General features: G+C 63.4%; 16 protein-coding genes. 9 read left to right on the plus strand and 7 right to left on the minus strand.

Annotated features, from left to right (window positions below):
• Positions 1-3: 3 nt before the first annotated feature.
• A complete protein-coding gene (locus EB235_RS13150; protein ID WP_027030554.1) occupies positions 4-576 on the plus strand; it encodes a D-sedoheptulose-7-phosphate isomerase in 573 nt (190 codons plus the stop codon).
• A complete protein-coding gene (gene gmhB / locus EB235_RS13155; RefSeq protein WP_027030553.1) occupies positions 569-1,216 on the plus strand; it encodes a D-glycero-beta-D-manno-heptose 1,7-bisphosphate 7-phosphatase in 648 nt (215 codons plus the stop codon). The genes EB235_RS13150 and gmhB overlap by 8 nt, the downstream gene beginning before the upstream one ends.
• A 15-nt stretch (positions 1,217-1,231) precedes the next feature.
• On the opposite strand, the gene EB235_RS13160 is transcribed toward gmhB, so the two are convergent.
• Together EB235_RS13160 and EB235_RS13165 are read right to left on the minus strand one after the other, a co-directional pair.
• On the minus strand, positions 1,232-2,026 hold the full coding sequence (locus tag EB235_RS13160) for a glycosyltransferase family 2 protein (protein WP_027030552.1): 795 nt from the start codon (positions 2,024-2,026) through the stop codon (positions 1,232-1,234).
• A gap of 160 nt (positions 2,027-2,186) precedes the next feature.
• Positions 2,187-2,666 (minus strand): Lrp/AsnC family transcriptional regulator, encoded by a 480-nt coding sequence (locus tag EB235_RS13165; protein WP_027030551.1) that lies wholly within the window; start codon positions 2,664-2,666, stop codon positions 2,187-2,189.
• Positions 2,667-2,918: 252 nt separating this feature from the next.
• Here EB235_RS13165 and trxB point away from each other — a divergent pair, with 252 nt between their 5' ends.
• On the plus strand, positions 2,919-3,893 hold the full coding sequence (gene trxB / locus EB235_RS13170) for a thioredoxin-disulfide reductase (RefSeq protein WP_027030550.1): 975 nt from the start codon (positions 2,919-2,921) through the stop codon (positions 3,891-3,893).
• A gap of 92 nt (positions 3,894-3,985) precedes the next feature.
• A complete protein-coding gene (locus EB235_RS13175; protein ID WP_027030549.1) occupies positions 3,986-4,882 on the plus strand; it encodes a LysR family transcriptional regulator in 897 nt (298 codons plus the stop codon).
• A 19-nt stretch (positions 4,883-4,901) separates the two neighbouring features.
• Here EB235_RS13175 and EB235_RS13180 read toward each other — a convergent pair whose 3' ends face one another.
• From EB235_RS13180 to EB235_RS13190, 3 genes are all read right to left on the minus strand, one after another.
• The gene (locus tag EB235_RS13180) at positions 4,902-5,399 is read right to left on the minus strand and encodes a methyltransferase family protein (RefSeq protein ID WP_027030548.1); all 498 of its coding nucleotides are present in this window, start codon (positions 5,397-5,399) and stop codon (positions 4,902-4,904) included.
• A gap of 844 nt (positions 5,400-6,243) precedes the next feature.
• Positions 6,244-8,295 carry an elongation factor G gene (locus EB235_RS13185; protein WP_027030547.1) on the minus strand — a complete coding sequence of 684 codons (2,052 nt, stop codon included), beginning with the start codon at positions 8,293-8,295 and terminating at the stop codon, positions 6,244-6,246.
• A 191-nt stretch (positions 8,296-8,486) separates the two neighbouring features.
• A complete protein-coding gene (locus EB235_RS13190) occupies positions 8,487-10,016 on the minus strand; it encodes a putative bifunctional diguanylate cyclase/phosphodiesterase (protein ID WP_027030546.1) in 1,530 nt (509 codons plus the stop codon).
• Positions 10,017-10,264: 248 nt separating this feature from the next.
• Between EB235_RS13190 and EB235_RS13195 the strand changes: the two genes are divergently transcribed.
• A complete protein-coding gene (locus EB235_RS13195) occupies positions 10,265-10,660 on the plus strand; it encodes a (R)-mandelonitrile lyase (protein ID WP_027030545.1) in 396 nt (131 codons plus the stop codon).
• 109 nt (positions 10,661-10,769) lie between these two features.
• Complete coding sequence (locus EB235_RS13200; protein ID WP_027030544.1) at positions 10,770-12,287, plus strand: MFS transporter; 1,518 nt, start codon at positions 10,770-10,772, stop codon at positions 12,285-12,287.
• Positions 12,288-12,349: 62 nt separating this feature from the next.
• On the opposite strand, the gene EB235_RS13205 is transcribed toward EB235_RS13200, so the two are convergent.
• The gene (locus tag EB235_RS13205) at positions 12,350-13,552 is read right to left on the minus strand and encodes a pyridoxal phosphate-dependent aminotransferase (protein ID WP_027030543.1); all 1,203 of its coding nucleotides are present in this window, start codon (positions 13,550-13,552) and stop codon (positions 12,350-12,352) included.
• Between the two features lie 217 nt (positions 13,553-13,769).
• On the opposite strand from EB235_RS13205, the gene EB235_RS13210 reads away from it, so the two are divergent.
• The 3 genes from EB235_RS13210 to EB235_RS13220 all read left to right on the plus strand — a co-directional run bounded on the left by EB235_RS13210 (position 13,770) and on the right by EB235_RS13220 (position 16,217).
• Complete coding sequence (locus EB235_RS13210; protein WP_027030542.1) at positions 13,770-14,660, plus strand: EAL domain-containing protein; 891 nt, start codon at positions 13,770-13,772, stop codon at positions 14,658-14,660.
• Positions 14,657-15,526, plus strand: a complete 870-nt coding sequence (locus EB235_RS13215; protein WP_027030541.1) for an EAL domain-containing protein — start codon at positions 14,657-14,659, stop codon at positions 15,524-15,526. The genes EB235_RS13210 and EB235_RS13215 overlap by 4 nt, the downstream gene beginning before the upstream one ends.
• A gap of 82 nt (positions 15,527-15,608) precedes the next feature.
• Positions 15,609-16,217, plus strand: coding sequence for a glutathione S-transferase family protein (locus tag EB235_RS13220; RefSeq protein ID WP_027030540.1), 609 nt, complete (start codon positions 15,609-15,611; stop codon positions 16,215-16,217).
• 153 nt (positions 16,218-16,370) lie between these two features.
• On the opposite strand, the gene EB235_RS13225 is transcribed toward EB235_RS13220, so the two are convergent.
• The gene (locus EB235_RS13225) at positions 16,371-16,571 is read right to left on the minus strand and encodes a hypothetical protein (protein ID WP_027030539.1); all 201 of its coding nucleotides are present in this window, start codon (positions 16,569-16,571) and stop codon (positions 16,371-16,373) included.
• Between the last annotated feature and the right edge of the window lie 19 nt (positions 16,572-16,590).

The following is a 16,590-nucleotide window of genomic DNA, read 5'->3' on the forward strand; positions in this document are numbered from 1 at the left end:
TTCATGTCCGAACTGAACGACTATCTGGTCCGCTCGGCGGAAGCGATTTCAGCCATGGTCGAGCGGGATCTCACCGCCGAGATGGAGCGGGCGGCGAACACTGTTGTGACGGCGCTTTCATCCGGGAAAGCCTTGCTGATCGCCGGCAATGGCGGCTCGGCCAGCGATGCGATCCATATTGCCGGTGAGCTCGTCGGGCGCTTCCTGAAGGAGCGCAAGGCCTACAATGTCATCGCGCTGCCGGCCAATGCCGCCGTGCTGACCGCCTGGGGCAATGATTACGGCTTCGACACGGTGTTCTCGCGCCAGGTTGAGGCGCATGGCTCGGCCGGCGGCGTGCTGCTGGCCATCTCGACCAGCGGCAATTCGCCAAGCATTCTCGCCGCCGCCGAACAGGCGCGGATGATGGACATGACGGTGATCGGCCTGACTGGCGACACCGGCGGCAAGCTGAAGCCCTTGTGCGACATCCTGCTCAACGTGCCTTCGACCTCGACGCCGATCATCCAGCAGGGGCATCTGTGCCTCTATCATTACCTCTGCGAAGTGGTTGAAGCGCGTCTGCATAATGGTTGACGGAACAGGGCTTCGGCTGACCGAGCCGGGCCTGTGGGTCGAGCGCATCGGCGACCGGGTTTTCCCCCAGCACTTGCCGGCGCTGTTCCTCGACCGTGACGGCACCATCAATGTCGACACCGACTATCCCAGCGACCCGGCCGGGATCGTGTTGCGCGACAACATCGTGCCGGCGATCGCGGCGGCCAACCGGGCCGGTGTTCCGGTCGTCGTGGTCACCAACCAGTCCGGCATCGCGCGCGGCTATTTCGGCTGGAGTGTCTTTGCGGCGGTGAACGGCCGCGTGCTTGAGCTGCTGGGCGATCAGGGCGTGTTCGTCGATATGGTGCTTGCCTGCGCCTATCACGAGGCGGGCGTCGGACCGCTCGCCGTATCAGATCATCCGATGCGAAAACCCAATCCGGGCATGCTGATCGAGGCGGGCAAACGCCTCGATCTCGATCTCCAGCGCTCCCTGATCGTCGGCGACAAGCTGGCCGACATGCAGGCGGGAAAGCGCGCCGGGCTGGCACAGGGCTGGCTGGTGGACGATGAGGCGGCGGTTCAACCCGGTTTCGCCATCAGGCGCCTGCATGACCGGGATGACTTGGCCGGTCTTATCACCGCCATTGAAACGATAGGCGGGGACAACAGGTCCTGATCCTGCCCAGAAGGCTCACGCCTGATCCTTGCCCTCCGACGCTTCGTAGAGCTTGGCCTCGGTGGCGAAGGAATAGATCATCACCGACATCGAGTAGACGAAGCCGTGCCGGCCGCACAGGAAGTAACGCTTGGCCAGGTAGAATTTCAGGAAGTTGCCGAACGGCGACAGCACCAACCGCACCAAGCCGGGCTTCTTGCCCTTCTCGACCAGCGTGACGGCCTTGAGGCCGGAATAGGTATTGGCCCGGGCAAGATCCTCCGCGACCGATATTTCGCGGCGATGCAGCAGGACACCCTTTTCGATCGTGCCGGTCTCGCCCGGCACGTGGAAGGCTTCATGCACCCGCGCGGTGAGATCCATGGTGGCGCCTTCCCTGCGGAAGAGCCGCATCAGCCTGTTGTGCAGCACCCAGCGATGCGCATAGCCGTAGCCCTTCAGCCAATCGCGGCGGCGGATGTACCAGCCGCGGATCTTGTCGTCGGCGGCCTGCGTGATGGCTACGATCGACTGCCGCAGCTGGTCGTCGACGCGCTCATCCGGGTCGATCGAAAGGCACCAGGGCTGGGTGGCATGGTCGAGCGAGAATTGCCGCTGGCGCGGGAACCCCTGCCAGTCATTGTGCATGAGGGTTATCGGGTAGCCCTTGGCGATATAGGCTTGCACGCATTCGACGGTGCCGTCGGTCGAGCCGGAATCGACGATGATGATCTCGGCGCAGAAGTCGATGCTTTCCAGGCATGGGCCGATCATGTCGGCCTCGTTCATGCAGATGAGAAGCGCCGAGACCGGGCTTGCAAATCGAGTCATGGTCCCCTTCCCATGGCGGGCCGTCCCCGGAATTCACGATGCCTAAGCTACCTGTTCCGGCAGGGCCGTCCAGCCTTGTACATCAGCGTCTGTCGAATACCAACGCGGCGCCGGTGTGGCGAAGGTCAGGAATTCGCCGGCGCAGGCGTTCATCCCGGCCTCAGGGGCGCTCGAACGAGACCAGCCCTTCGTCCTTGACCCGGCGGATGGTAAGCGCGGTGCGCACCGTGTCGACATTCGGCGTCGAGGTCAGTTCCTCGATGACGAACGTCTGGAGGGCGCCGAGATCGCTTGCCACGCAATGCAGCAGGAAATCGGATTCGCCCGACACCATCCAGGCATCGCGCACGATCGGCCAACCGCGCGTGCGCTCGGCGAAGGTCCGCAGTTCGGCATCGGCCTGGTGATGCAGGCCGACCAGGCAGAAGGCGACGACATCGAGGCCGAGCGCCGGCGCATTGAGCAGCGCGCGGTAGCCGCGGATGATGCCGGCTTCCTCCAGTCGCTTGACCCGGCGCAGGCAGGGCGGGGCCGAAATGCCGACCCGGCTCGACAGTTCGACATTGGTCATGCGCCCGTCCGCCTGCAACTCGCGCAGGATCTTCCAGTCGATGGCGTCGAGGTCGGCTTTCAGGGGCATGGCGTCTCAGCTTGGCGCAAGAATCTTTCGCGATTTTGTAATTAAACGACTTTTGTGTTGGCGCCAGCCCTCATCAACGTGATTTTTGATCGGTAACGAAAGCGGCCATCGTGCGAATAACCGCTTGGGCCGAAGCTTTCCGGGGACGACGGCCCGTTCGTCTTGCTGGCGTGGTTGGCAACCCTTACATTAAGCGCGAATTCCACGTCCTTTCCCAAGGCATACTCCTTGTCTGCCCCGCTGAGGCTTTAAATGACCACCAAGCACGCGCCCGTTCTCATCATCGGTTCCGGCCCGGCCGGCTATACGGCGGCTGTCTATGCCGCACGCGCCATGCTGAAGCCGATGCTCGTCGCCGGCCTGCAGCAGGGCGGCCAGCTGATGATCACCACCGATGTCGAAAACTATCCCGGCTTCGCCGACCCGATCCAGGGCCCGTGGCTGATGGAGCAGATGCTCAAGCAGGCCGAGCATGTCGGCACCGACATCATCAACGACATCATCACCGAGGTCGACCTCAACGCGCGGCCGTTCCGCGCCAAGGGCGATTCCGGCACCACCTACACCGCCGACGCGCTGATCATCGCCACCGGCGCGCAGGCCAAGTGGCTGGGCATTCCGACCGAGCAGGACTTCATGGGCTTCGGCGTTTCCGCCTGCGCCACCTGCGACGGCTTCTTCTATCGCGGCAAGGATGTCGCGGTGGTCGGCGGCGGCAACTCGGCGGTGGAAGAAGCGCTCTATCTGTCGAACCTCGCCAAGAGTGTCACGGTCATCCACAGGCGCAGCGATTTCCGCGCCGAGCGCATCTTGCGCGAGCGGCTGTTGAAGAAGGAAAATGTCCGCGTCATCTGGGACACGATCGTCGACGAGATCACCGGCCGCCCCGGCAAGGCGCCGCTGCCGCCGTCGGTTGAAGGGCTGAAGCTCAGGCATGCGGTGACCGGTGCCGAAACGCACCTCAAGGTCGACGGCGTGTTCGTGGCGATCGGCCATGCGCCGGCGGTCGAGCTGTTCGCCGGCAAGCTGAAGCAGAAGCCGAACGGCTACCTCTGGACGGCGCCGGATTCGACGCGCACCGATGTGCCCGGCGTGTTTGCCGCAGGCGACGTGACCGACGATATCTACCGCCAGGCGGTGACGGCCGCAGGGCTAGGCTGCATGGCAGCACTCGAAGCCGAAAAGTATCTGGCCGGCATCGAGGTGCATCGCGAAGCAGCGGAATAGGGGCCGCTTACAAAACTGTTAAAAAAGCGGCTTAGAAACGCCGTGTAAAAGCCTGATTTTTCATTCAGACGCCGAACAGAACGAGGGGAATTATGGCGTTGGACTGGGACAAGCTACGCGTGTTTCACGCTGCGGCGGAAGCGGGGTCGTTTACGCACGCGGCCGAGACATTGCATCTGTCGCAATCGGCGATCTCGCGGCAGGTCAGCGCGCTCGAACATGATGTCGGCGTGCCGCTGTTCAACCGCCATGCCCGCGGCCTGGTGCTGACCGAGCAGGGCGAGATGCTGTTTCGTACGGCGCATGACGTGCTGATGAAGCTCGAGACCATCAAGTCGCGCCTCACCGAGACCAAGGACCGGCCCTCCGGCGTGCTTCGCGTGACGACGACCGTCGGCCTCGGTGCCGGCTGGCTGACGGAACGGGTGCAGGAGTTCATCGAGCTCTATCCCGAAATCAGCCTGCAGCTGATCCTCGCCAATGAGGAACTCGACCTCACCATGCGCCAGGCCGATTGCGCCATAAGGCTGCGCCAGCCACAGCAGCCGGACCTGATCCAGCGCCGCCTGTTCACCGTGCATTTCCACCTCTATGCAGCCCCCTCTTATGTCGCCAAGCATGGCAAGCCGGCCTCGGTCGCCGAGCTCAGGAACCATCGCATCGTCACCTTCGGCCTGCCGGTACCCTCGCATCTGTCGGAGTTGAACTGGCTGGAGACGGTCGGCGATTTCGATGGCGGCCAGCGCGTGCCGTCGCTGCAGATCAACGACATATTGTCGATCAAGCGCGCCGTGCAGGGCGGCGCCGGCGTCGCCATGCTGCCCGACTATGTGATCTCGAAGGATTCCGGCCTGGTGCAGCTCCTGCCGGAGACCGAGGTGCCGTCCTTCGACACCTATTTCGCCTATCCCGATGCGATGAAGAACCAGGCGAAGCTGCACGTGTTCCGGGATTTCATCATAGCCAAGGCGCGCGTTTGGTCGTTTTGATGCTCGCGCTATTCCGAGATCAGCCCCGCCAGGGTGTCAGGCGCGGCACCCAGCCGGGAACGTTGCGGCGGTAGGTTTCGTATTCGGCGCCGTAGCGTCGGGCGAGCGTCGGCTCCTCGTAGAGCCTGACGAAGGCGCCCATGACACCAGCGCCGATGACGGCATAGGCGAGAAGCGTCCAGCTCGAGAACAACAGCGCCTGGCCGAGGATGATCGACAGCACGGCGACATACATGGGGTTGCGGACATGGCGGTAGATGCCGCCGATCACCAGCCTCTCGGTCGGCGCGACAGGGGCGGGCGTGCCCGACCCCTCGAATGCGAAGCGGGCGAAGGCATGCAGCAGCACGGCGGTCGCGGCGACGATGAGGACGCCGCCGGCAAGGACGAAGCCCGGCAGGGTGGACCACGGCCGGCCCCAGCGATCGCTGAGCAGCCAGGGAATCAGTCCGGCAACCACGCCAGGCGCTGCAATCAGGAAAAGGCCGCTGCCGGCAATCGCGGAAAAGAGACGCATTGGCTGTTCCTCGCCTGGCTGCCTCAGAATTGAACGGCGGCTGCCTGTTTCCAGGTCATCAGCTGTTTTCACCATTTGGGAGCAAAATCGGGCCGCGAATGACGTTTTCATGACGGCAACAGCCCCGCCGCGTGCTCGATTTCTGGCGATTCTGCTGGTCCTATTGGCTCCAGGAGTGGGTTAGACCACAGCCTCCATCTTTTTGCATGCGTGTGTTGCAAAATAGATGCTTGTTTCTTGGGCATGATGAGCAGATATATAGATCATCTCCTGGACGCGTTCTCCTCCCATTAGCGTCCTCGAGTGTTCCCCTCTGGAGGTTAGCCTTAACAGGCACTTCCAATCAAACTCAGCCGGATCTTCGTTGATCCGGCTTTTTTGTTGCCTGAACCCTGCTGGGGTGGCTGAGAAATTCACCAGAATTGCCGCGTAACAGTGACATGTAACCTCTGGTAACATGACAAGGGCGCCCTCGACCTGCTAAGCAGATCATAGGACGCGGTGTGGTTCGGACGGGAGATGGGGGCATCACTCGGACGACCCGGGCTCAGGCGGCTACCGCGTCCGAACCTTTTCCGCCAAAGCGCGGCGACTGCATATGCGGCGGACCTGCCGTTTCTCCTCCCAAGAAAACGGTCCGCAAACAAAACGGCGTCCGGCCCCCCGGGCGTCGTTTTTGGTTTTGGGCATGTTGTTTCCCAAGCCGCGTCTCACTTTTGAGGCGACACGCGTTGGTCCTGCCGCATCACCAACTTTGACAATCTCAACGTTGACGCTGCCCCTCGCTGTCCTGCCGGACATCTCTCCCCGTAGAACGGGGAGAGAGTGGCTGATCTAGACGGAATCAGGCTGCCTTGCCGTTGGCGTTCATTGCTTCGTCGGCGAGACGGCCGGTGAGTTCGGCCATGTGATCGAAGGCGGCGCGATAGCTGGCGACGCCCGCTGTTGCCGAGCGCAGCTCGATGATCAGGTCGCCGATCTCGGCTTGCGGCATAGTCGCCTCGACGACATCCCATCCCGGCCAGTCGGCGCGCGCGTCATAGCCAAGGATCTGGCCGCGCCGCTGCGGGATGAGTGCGATGATTTTCGAGGTCGCTTCCGACGGCGTGACGATCTCGACCTTCATCACCGGCTCCAGCAGCACCGGCGAGCAGGCGGCCATGCCTTCCTTCATCGCCAGCTTCGCCGCCATCTGGAAGGCCATGTCGGAGGAATCGACCGCATGGTAGGAGCCGTCCGACAGGTTGACGGCGACGTCGACGACGGGGAAGCCGAGCGGGCCGGTCTTCAGGTAATCGCGTACGCCGGTTTCGACCGACTGGATGTAAGTCTTTGGCACGACGCCGCCGGTGATGGTGTCGGTGAACTGGAAGCCCGAGCCGCGCGGCAGCGGCTTGATCTCGATCACCACATCGCCGAACTGGCCATGGCCGCCCGACTGTTTCTTGTGGCGGCCGCGCTGTTGCGCCGGTTTGCGGATCGTCTCGCGATAGGGCACCGCCGGGGCATGGCCTTCGACCGGAATCTGGTTCTTGCCCTCCAGCCGCTCGCGCACGACGCGCAGATGCATCTCGCCATGGCCAGACAGCACCGTCTCGGCCGAGTCCTGGTTGTGGCGCAGGCTGAGCGAAGGGTCTTCCTCGGCCAGCCGCTGGATGGCGGCCGACATCTTGACCTCGTCCTTGCGCTCCTTGGGCCGCAGGGCGAAGGCGAAGACCGGCTGCGGCGGCTCGAACTGGAACAGCTGTTTTGTGCCGCCCTTGGCCGAGGTCAGTGTCTGGCCGGTCTTGACCTCGTCCAGCTTGCCCAGCGCCACGGTGTCACCGGCCTTGGCGGCGGTGAGCTTGAACTGGTCCTTGCCGAGCATCTTGTAGATGCCGGAAACCTTGGCGGTGTCGCCGCCAGGCAGCCAGAATTCCCCGCCGTCGGCGACCTGGCCGGACAGGATGCGCGACACCGACAGCTTGCCGCCATGGGGCGTGTGGATGGTCTTCATCACCTGGACCACGGTGGCCGTGCCATCGGCCAAGCCGAGCCGCTTGCGGGTCGCCTCGATGTCGGGCGCGTCATGGCGGATCGCCTTCAAGAGGCGCAGCACGCCATTGCCTTTCTCCGCGGTGCCGATCAGCACCGGCGTCACCGCGCCATCGCGCAGATCGGCGGCGAGGTCGTCGAAGATCGCATCCTTGGGGGGCTCGATCTCCTCGAGCAGATGCTCCATCAACTGGTCGTCATGGTCGGCCAAGGTCTCCAGCATGGAGAAGCGTGCTTCCAGTTCGCGCGCCTTGTCGTCGCCCGGTATCTGAGCCACTTCGCTCTCGGCATATTCGCGGTAGATGTAGGCGCGCTCCAGCGCCAGGTCGATCGAGCCGATGACGATGCCGTCCTTGCGCAGCGGGATCTGGCGCAACAGCAACGGCACCGAGCTTGCCGGCTGCAGCATCTTCAGCGTGTCGCGCACGCCTGCTATCGCCTTGTCGACCTTGTTGAGGAACAGGATGCGCGGCACGCCGAGATCGTCGAGCTTGCGCATGATGAGCTGCAGGGCAGGGATCTTCTTTTCGTCGGCCTCTGCAACCACCACCGCGAGATCGCAGGCGGCCAGCACCGGTTCGGCCTCGAAGGAGAATTCGATCGAGCCGGGACAATCGACGAAGGTGATCTGCTCGCCCATGAATTCGGTGGTGGCGATCGTCGCTTCGACGCTCATGGCGTGGGCGCGCGCCTCCGGCGAATGGTCTGAGACAGTGCTGCCCGATGAAACGGGATTTTGTCGGGGAATGGCGCCCGTACGGGCCAATATGGCTTCGAGAAGTGTCGTCTTACCGCTGGCAAAGGGACCGACTATGGCAATGCATTTCGGTCCCGTGCGTCGTCCTCCGGCGCGAGTACCCATGACTGACCTCCACTCAGGCGTTTCCCTAGGGACCGACTGGCATGCATGGTTCAGGCGTGGTCAATCGGTCCTGAGCGGCGGCCGGCCTGTTCGACCGTCGCGGGCGGGGTTCTTTAGCCACCTGCCCGAAACCATCGTCCCACTTGTTTGCCGGCAGGGCAAGGAAAATAGAAATCCGGTGCTGGGCTGTTTCAGGCGCTGAGCGCCAGCGGTTCGGTGTTGGCGGCCCGCACGGGACCAACCTTGTCACGCGGCGCCGGCCTGCCGAAGAAATAGCCCTGGAAACGGTTGCAGCCGGCTGCCTTGGCCAGAGCGAACTCTTCCTGCGTCTCCACGCCCTCCGCCACGATGGTGACGTCCTGGATGCGCGCGATCTGCGCCAGCGCCGAAACGAAGATCTGTGCCACCTGGTCATGGGCGAGGCTGCGTATGTAGGAGCGGTCGATCTTGATGCTGTCGATGGGCAGGGTCTTCAGATAGTTGAAGCCGCAATGGCCGGTGCCGAAATCGTCGAGCGCGATGTGGAAGCCGAGGCCGCGCAACGCTTCGAGGCGGCGCAGGATTTCCGGCGTGGCGGCGGTCGCCACCGTCTCGGTGATCTCGATGATGAACTGCGCCGCCGAGCGGCCGGTCTCCTTCAGCACGCGGTCGCACATGGTGACGATCTCGTCGCGCTTCAGCTGCTCGCCGGAGACGTTGATGGAGATGCGGCGGCCGGGGAAATGACTGATGTCGGCGCAAGCCCGCTTGAACACCCATTCGCCGAGCATGTCGATCAGCGTCGAGCGTTCGGCAATGGGGATGAATTCGGCCGGCGAGATCAGCCCGCGAACCGGATGGCGCCAGCGGATCAGGCCCTCGAAGGCATAAGTCGACCCGTCCGGGTTGACGATCGGCTGGTAGTGCAGCTCGAGTTCGCCCAGATACACCGCCGCGCGCAATTCCCGCTCGACCAGGCGGCGGTAGCGCTTGTCGGACAGCATCTCCTCGTCGAACACGGTGACTCGGCCACGGCCCGCCGCCTTGCTTTCATAGAGCGCCAAATCGGCCACCAGCATCAGTTCCATCGTGTTCGAGGCGTGCGCCGGCGCCAGCGCCACGCCGACCGAGATGGAGAGCGGAATGGTCTTGCCTTCATGCGATTTGCCGGCCCGCATCGTATCGAGCAATTGCCTGATATCCTTGTTGATGGCAGCGAGGTCGCTGTGCGGAATGATGACACCGAATTCGTCGCCGCCGAGCCGTCCGACCATGCCGCCGGCGAAGATGCGCTCTGACGTCTTGACCAGGTGCACCAAGGCGAGATCGCCGAACTGATGGCCGAACGTGTCGTTGAGCTGCTTGAAATGATCGACGTCGATCAACAGCAAGGTCGCTTCGCGCCGGTCGCGCATGGTGCCCAGGCTGTCGCGCAGCGCTTCGAGGAAGTAGCGCCGTGTCATCGCTCCGGTCATGACGTCCCGGGTCAGGAAATGATGTTTTTCCGCTTCGGCGGCGGCCGCTGAGCGCAAGCGATGGACGACGCTGCTACGCATGTGCATCAGCGCGAGCAAGGCGAGGCCGGTGGCCAGGATCGAGACGGTGAAGGCGCCGCCCGAGGGCAGGTTCCGCGAGATGTCGAGGGCGCCGAGTGCCGCAGTGGCGATGCTGAGCAGAAGCAGGACCTGGATGCCGCGGTAGATACGGCCGCTGTGGTCCTTGATCGTCGCCAGTATGCTCATCTCATCGCCCCCTGCAATGCAGGCACAGGGCTAGAGGCCAGCCGTTAAGAAGACATTGAATTCGCCGTTGTTTCGCTCCGTGTCGCCATGTGGGAAAGGTTCATGGTTAAGGAGGAAACCCGCGTCTCTCTCCCAGCCGCCGAAACGGCCGGTTGCGCCCCGGATGATATCGGTCGAGAATGTTTTCTGCCTCGATGAGGAGCGGCTTTTGCCGCCAGTCGCTTCACCACCAGTGTTGGGATCAGACGATGAAGATCATTGCTTGCGGCAGCGTGCCGACCATCATAGCGCCGGAAAAATATTTCACCGGCCGGGTTCTGCAGACGCCGATCATAGAGGCGGAGGCGCCGGCGCGGCTCAGGGCCACGCTGGTCAGTTTCGAGCCCGGCGCGCGCACCCACTGGCACACGCATCCGCTCGGACAGACGCTCTATGTCACCTCCGGCGCCGGGCTTGCGCAGACATTGGATGGCCCGGTCCAGGAGATCAGGGCCGGCGACGTGATCTGGTTCGCGCCCGGCGAGAAGCACTGGCATGGTGCCGGACCGAAGACGGCAATGACGCATATCGCCATGCAGGAAGCGCTGGACGGCGTCCATGCCGACTGGCTGGAAGCCGTGACCGCCGAGCAATATGGCGGCTGAGTGCTGCGGGCTTATTCGGGCCGCAACATCCTGAGGAACAGCGCCGAGAGGTTTGCTGCGAGTTCGCCGCTGTCGTAGATGGCTGCGAAAGCTGATGTCTGGACATGCCATGCCGAAAAGTCGCCTGCCTCTTGTCGCCGCCGTCTATCTCGGCTCCTTCGTTGCTCTGCTCGACGTCAGCATCGTCAATGTCGCGCTGCCGACCATCCAGCAGGCGCTGCACACCGATTTCGGCGGCCTGCAATGGGTTGTCGATGCCTACACGCTGTGCCTGTCGGCCTTCATGCTGTCGTCCGGCCTGATCGGCGACCGCTATGGCCGCAAGCGCTCGTGGCTGGCCGGTGTCGGCATCTTCGTTGCCGGTTCGCTGATCTGCGCCATCGCGCCCAACCTGCCAGCGCTCATGGCCGGCCGGGTGGTGCAAGGCATTGCCGGCTCGCTGCTCATTCCGGGCGCGCTGTCGATCCTGACGCAGGCCTTCCCGGATCCGCGCGAGCGGGCCGGCGTCATCGGCGGCTGGGCCTCTTTCGCCGCCATTTCGCTGCTGGTCGGTCCCGTGCTGGGCGGCATACTGGTGCAGACGGTCGGCTGGCAGAGCATTTTCCTGATCAACCTGCCGCTCGGCCTGGTGACGATCGTGCTCGGTGCTGTGTCGATCGACGAGACGGCGCATCCCGAACATGCCCATCTCGACCTTGTCGGCCTGGCGCTTTCGATCCTATGGCTCGGCGCGCTGACCTTCGGCCTGATCTCGGCCGGCGAGACCGGCTGGGGCGACCCCAGGACGGTCACGGCCATTGTCGCCGGTGTCATTGGCCTGGCGGTATTCCTTGGCTTCGAAGCGCGCACGCCACGGCCGATGCTGCCACTCGGCCTGTTCCGCGACGTGCGCTTTGCCGTTGCCAACGTCGCCTCGTTCGCGCTCGGCTTCACCTCCTACACCAGCGTCTTCTTCTTCTCGATGTTCCTGCAGCAGGTGCAGGGTTGGTCGCCGACTCAGACCGGCCTGCGCATGGCGCCGGCCTTCATCGTCCAGATGGTGGTGTCGCCTTTTGTCGGCAGGCTCAGTGCCCGGTATGGCCATTCGGCGCTGATGACAGCAGGCTATGTGCTGATCGGCCTCTCGATGCTCGGCATGTGCTGGGCCGGACCGTCGACGCCCTATTGGGCGCTGTGCGTTCTGTTTGCCATCGGCGGCCTCGGCAATTCGCTGGCGATCCCGACCGGAAGTGCCGCCGCCATGTCCTATGCACCGCGTGAGCGCTCGGGCATGGTGTCGGCCGTCATCAATGCCACCCGCCAGAGCGGGCTTGCCATTGGCATCGCGCTGCTCGGCGCCTTGATGAGCATGCGGGCGACGAACCTTTTGACCGGATATCTCAGTGATGCCGGCGTCGCCAACGCCGCAGCGGTGGCCCGCGCCGCCATCTCTCGGCATGATTTCGCGACCGACGCGGCGATTGGCGAGGGCGGCGTGCATCAGCTGTTCGCCGTCGCCTATGCCGGGGGCTTCCATGCGGCGATGGTAACGGCCGCGATCGGCGCGTTCCTGACCGCTGCCCTGTTGATCGCTGTCCTGGCGCCCGCCGAGGCGCGTTCGGCCAGGGAGGCGAAGCAGCAGGCGTGACGTTTCTGGACAACAAAAACCCGGCAGCGACGCCGGGTTTTTCAGTTTCAGCTTTTACCCGATCAGGTCAGCGACGCGGTAAAACGCTGGATGCGTGTGCAGGCTTCCTCCAGCAGCGCATCCGAGGTCGCGTAGGAGATACGGAAGTTGGGGCCAAGGCCAAAGGCCGAGCCGAACACCACCGCGACGCCTTCGGCTTCGAGCAATTCCGAGCAGAAGGCCTCGTCGGTATCGATCACCTTGCCGGCCTTGGTCTTCTTGCCGATCAGCTGGGCGCAGGACGGATAGACATAGAAGGCGCCTTCCGGCGACGGGCAAGAAATGCCACGCGCCTGGTTGAGCATCGAGACGACAAGATCGCGCCGCCCCTGGAAGATAGCCTTGTTCTTGGCGATGAAATCCTGCGGGCCATTGAGCGCCTCGACCGAGGCCCATTGCGCGATGGTGCAGGCGCCCGAGGTCTGCTGGCCCTGGATCATGTCCATCGCCTTGATCAGCTGTACGGGACCGGCGGCATAGCCGATGCGCCAGCCGGTCATGGCGTAGGCTTTCGACACGCCGTTCATGGTCAGCGTGCGCTCGTATAGCTTCGGTTCGACCTCGGCGAGAGTCTTGAAGACGAAATCGCCATAGGTCAGGTGCTCGTACATGTCGTCGGTCAGCGTCCAGACATGCGGATGCTTCAACAAGACATCGGCCAGCGCGCGCAATTCGGCTTCCGTGTAGGCGGCGCCCGACGGGTTGGACGGCGAGTTCATCAAGAGCCATTTGGTCTTCGGCGTGATCGCCTTTTCCAGCACGGCTGGCGTCAGCTTGAAGCCATTGTCGATCGAAGTGTCGGCAAACACCGACGTGCCGCCGCAGATAGCCACCATCTCGGGGTAGCTGACCCAATAGGGGCGGGGGATGATGACCTCGTCGCCGGGATTAAGCGTCGCCATGAAGGCATTGAACAGGATCTGCTTGCCGCCGGTGCCGACAATGGTCTGCTCGGGTCTGTAGTCGAGATTGTTCTCGCGCTTGAACTTTTTCGCGATCGCCTCGCGCAGCGGCACGATGCCCGAAACCGGCGGGTACTTGGTCTCGCCACGGCGGATCGCCTCGATCGCCGCATTCTTGATGTTGTCGGGCGTGTCGAAATCCGGCTCGCCGGCGCCCAGCCCGATTATGTCACGGCCGGCATTTTTCAGCTCGCGGGCTTTCTGCGTCACGGCGATGGTGGCGGAAGGCTTTACGCGGGAAAGGGTGTCGGCAAGGAAGGCCATGACCAGATATCTCTCCTTGAGAAGATCGGCGCGGCCAGGAGCGGCCGCGGCGCTTCTCATGTCGCATGATTTCGCTCAGTGCAAGCCTTCTCGGCTGTGCCAGGTGGGACGGCGCGGTCAATGCGGCGTGATCGGCAACACTAAATTCATTAACGGGCGGTAGAGGCTTGCATGGCAGGATCGCCATCCATTCCGCCAGTTCGCGGAGCGAGGAACCGTGTCGCGCAGCATTGGGCTTGCCCACATCATCCGTCATGATGACGGCACCTCGTCCGGTGTCTGGGGTATCTACACGCTGCAAAGTGCCTTCCAGCCGATCTTCGCCTTCAAGGAGGGAAAGCTGTCGGTTGCCGCCTTTGAAGGGTTGATCCGGCCGTTCCGCAACGGCGAACCGCAATCGCCGATGGCCTTCTTCTCGACCTGTCCGGCCGCCGACCGCTTGCATGTCGAGGCGCTGACCAGGACATTGCATCTGCTGAATGCCGGCGCCTGCCTGCCGCAGGAGGCGTCGATCTTCGTCAATTTCGACCCGTCGGTGTTTACCGAGCGATCGGTCGCCGACAATGCTTTGCGCGAAATGCGGCTGGTGCTGCACGAAGCCGGCATCGATCCTGGCCGCGTGGTGTGCGAGGTGACCGAGCAGAGGTCGGCATCGCAGGAGACCCTGCACAGCTTCGTCGCCGCACTCAGGGGCAACGGGTTTCGCATCGCCGTCGACGACTATGGCGCCGACGATTCCGACATCCACCGCATCAAGGAATTGAAGCCCGACATCGTCAAGTTCGACGCCACCTGGATCAACCAGTTGATGGAATCCGGCGCCGGCTTCGCTTTGTTGACCACCATGGTGAAAAACTTCGAGGAACAGGGTATCCGCACGGTGTTCGAGGGCATCGAGGAGGGATGGCAGTTGGAGCTGGCCGAAAAGTCTGGCGCTTCGATGGTCCAGGGTTTCGTCTTGGCGCGGCCGGAGCTGGCGCCGACCAGTTTTCGCGTTTTCGGCAAGACCACGCCGCAAGCCGTTCCCGCCACTGCCGCATCGACGCCCCCGGTCGCATCGCATGCGACTCGGCCGGCAAAGGCCTTCGGGCGCCGGGTCGCGCCATGAGGTTGGAGCGGCGGCGCAATGCCAGCGATGCGATCTTCGCCGACGAGATCGGCATCGAATATGGTGTCCTTGGCGACTTCCGCCTGCGCAGCGCCTACCAGCCGATCTTCGCCCCGCATGGCCGGACTTTGCACGCGGTGGCGGTCGAGGGCCTGATCGAGCCGCACCGTGCCGGCCGGCCCGTGTCGCCGCGGGTATTCTTTGAAAGCATCGACGTGCCGGACCGGCTGTTTGTCGAGACCATGTGCCGGGTGCTGCATCTCAGGAATTTCCACAACATCGGTGTCGACGGGCTCGATCTGTTCTTCAACTACAATCCGATGATCAACGACCATCCCGGGCGGGCGCTGGCCGAGATCCGGCTGATGAGCCGGCATCTGGGCGAGCTCGGGCTGGCTCCGCGCATGCTGGTCTGCGAAATCACCGAACAGGCGGCTGATGAGGCGCTTCTCGCGCGGCTGGTGCGCGAAATGCGGCGCGACGGCATCCGCATCGCCATCGACGATTTCGGCACCGGCCATTCGACCGAGGAGCGGGTGAGCCTGCTCCAGCCCGATATCGTGAAGATCGATGGCGGCTGGTTCGCGGAATTCTGCCGCCACGCCGCCGCCGAGCGGTTTTTCCGCCCGCTGGTGTCGAGCCTGCATGACCGTGGCGCCAAGGTGCTGGTCGAAGGCATCGAGCAGTCCGTCCATCTGCGCGTCGCACTGGAAGGCGGCGTCGACCTGCTGCAGGGCTTTCTTCTGGGCCGGCCGGCGCTGGCCGGGACGATCTTCAACGAAGAGCCGCTGGTGATCGACGCGCTGCTGGGCTTCGACAACAAGGTCGTGCCCCTCTTTGCCAGGACTTTGCATCAGCGGCGCTGATGGTCGCGCCAAAACAAATCATTGGTTGGCGCCGCCGCCGCTGCGATAATCCCTTTACAAGGCAACGCTGCGGGGACCGTCCATGATACTGTACAGCATGATCGACAGCGGCAATTGCTACAAGCCGCGCCTGCTGATGGCCAAGCTTGGCCTCGCCTTCACCACGATCGAGGTGAGTTCGCATAGCGGCGACACGCGAAAAGCCGACTTTATCGCCAAGAACCCCAACGCCATGGTGCCGCTGCTCGAACTCGACGACGGCCGGCTTCTGGCCGAATCCAACGCCATCCTGCTCTATCTCGCCGAAGGCACGCGCTTCCTGCCGGCGGACAGATATGAGCGCGGGCTTGCCTATCAATGGCTGTTCTTCGAGCAGTACAGCCACGAGCCCTACATTGCCGTGCGCAAGGCGCTGCTGACCTTTCCCGAACGCGCTGGGGATGCGACGCCCGAGCGGCTGGCGGTAACGCTGGAACGCGGCAACAAGGCGCTCGGCGTGATGAACAGATATCTGGAGACCAACGCCTTCTTCGCCGGCGGCGCCTTCAGCGTCGCCGACATCGCGCTCTATGCCTACACGCACACGGCGGAGCAAGGCGGCTTCCAGCTCGACGCCTATCCGGCGGTCGTGACCTGGCTTGGCCGCGTGGAGGCGGATCCGGGGCACGTGCCGATCGAGTGGGTGGGTTGAGACCTTCCCAATAATTCTACTCCGGCGGCCACCTAGCGCGGTTTTCTGCGCTTCCGGTGCTCACGTACTTAAATGTACGCTCCGCTCCGGTTCTCGAAAACCACGCTATCTGACTCGCCAGAGCGAATTCTTGAAAAGGTCTCGGCGCTGCGGCTAAAAACGTCGAAAGTTTCCGGCTCGAACCTCGGCCAACGCCTTTTCGGCAAACTCGTCCAGTCGACCTGCCTTTGCATCGGCCTCGATCTGCTTGTCCCATACGTCTGCCTGGAACGCCTCGAACCATTTGGCAAAGGCTTTTAGTTCTTTGGGGCTCAGGGCTGCGATCGATCTTTGGATCTGTTCGAGCTTGGTCATGAATTGAAAATACATGATC

Origin of the sequence: Mesorhizobium loti R88b, assembly GCF_013170845.1 — a bacterium.
Taxonomy (GTDB): domain Bacteria; phylum Pseudomonadota; class Alphaproteobacteria; order Rhizobiales; family Rhizobiaceae; genus Mesorhizobium; species Mesorhizobium loti_B.

What these genes read in the sequence shown, in the direction of transcription:
- EB235_RS13150 (WP_027030554.1), top strand. Translation starts at nt 4, where the DNA reads ATGTCCGAACTGAACGACTATCTGGTCCGCTCGGCGGAAGCGATTTCA.
- gmhB (WP_027030553.1), top strand. Translation starts at nt 569, where the DNA reads ATGGTTGACGGAACAGGGCTTCGGCTGACCGAGCCGGGCCTGTGGGTC.
- EB235_RS13160 (WP_027030552.1), bottom strand. Translation starts at nt 2,026, where the DNA reads ATGACTCGATTTGCAAGCCCGGTCTCGGCGCTTCTCATCTGCATGAAC.
- EB235_RS13165 (WP_027030551.1), bottom strand. Translation starts at nt 2,666, where the DNA reads ATGCCCCTGAAAGCCGACCTCGACGCCATCGACTGGAAGATCCTGCGC.
- trxB (WP_027030550.1), top strand. Translation starts at nt 2,919, where the DNA reads ATGACCACCAAGCACGCGCCCGTTCTCATCATCGGTTCCGGCCCGGCC.
- EB235_RS13175 (WP_027030549.1), top strand. Translation starts at nt 3,986, where the DNA reads ATGGCGTTGGACTGGGACAAGCTACGCGTGTTTCACGCTGCGGCGGAA.
- EB235_RS13180 (WP_027030548.1), bottom strand. Translation starts at nt 5,399, where the DNA reads ATGCGTCTCTTTTCCGCGATTGCCGGCAGCGGCCTTTTCCTGATTGCA.
- EB235_RS13185 (WP_027030547.1), bottom strand. Translation starts at nt 8,295, where the DNA reads ATGGGTACTCGCGCCGGAGGACGACGCACGGGACCGAAATGCATTGCC.
- EB235_RS13190 (WP_027030546.1), bottom strand. Translation starts at nt 10,016, where the DNA reads ATGAGCATACTGGCGACGATCAAGGACCACAGCGGCCGTATCTACCGC.
- EB235_RS13195 (WP_027030545.1), top strand. Translation starts at nt 10,265, where the DNA reads ATGAAGATCATTGCTTGCGGCAGCGTGCCGACCATCATAGCGCCGGAA.
- EB235_RS13200 (WP_027030544.1), top strand. Translation starts at nt 10,770, where the DNA reads ATGCCGAAAAGTCGCCTGCCTCTTGTCGCCGCCGTCTATCTCGGCTCC.
- EB235_RS13205 (WP_027030543.1), bottom strand. Translation starts at nt 13,552, where the DNA reads ATGGCCTTCCTTGCCGACACCCTTTCCCGCGTAAAGCCTTCCGCCACC.
- EB235_RS13215 (WP_027030541.1), top strand. Translation starts at nt 14,657, where the DNA reads ATGAGGTTGGAGCGGCGGCGCAATGCCAGCGATGCGATCTTCGCCGAC.
- EB235_RS13220 (WP_027030540.1), top strand. Translation starts at nt 15,609, where the DNA reads ATGATACTGTACAGCATGATCGACAGCGGCAATTGCTACAAGCCGCGC.
- EB235_RS13225 (WP_027030539.1), bottom strand. Translation starts at nt 16,571, where the DNA reads ATGACCAAGCTCGAACAGATCCAAAGATCGATCGCAGCCCTGAGCCCC.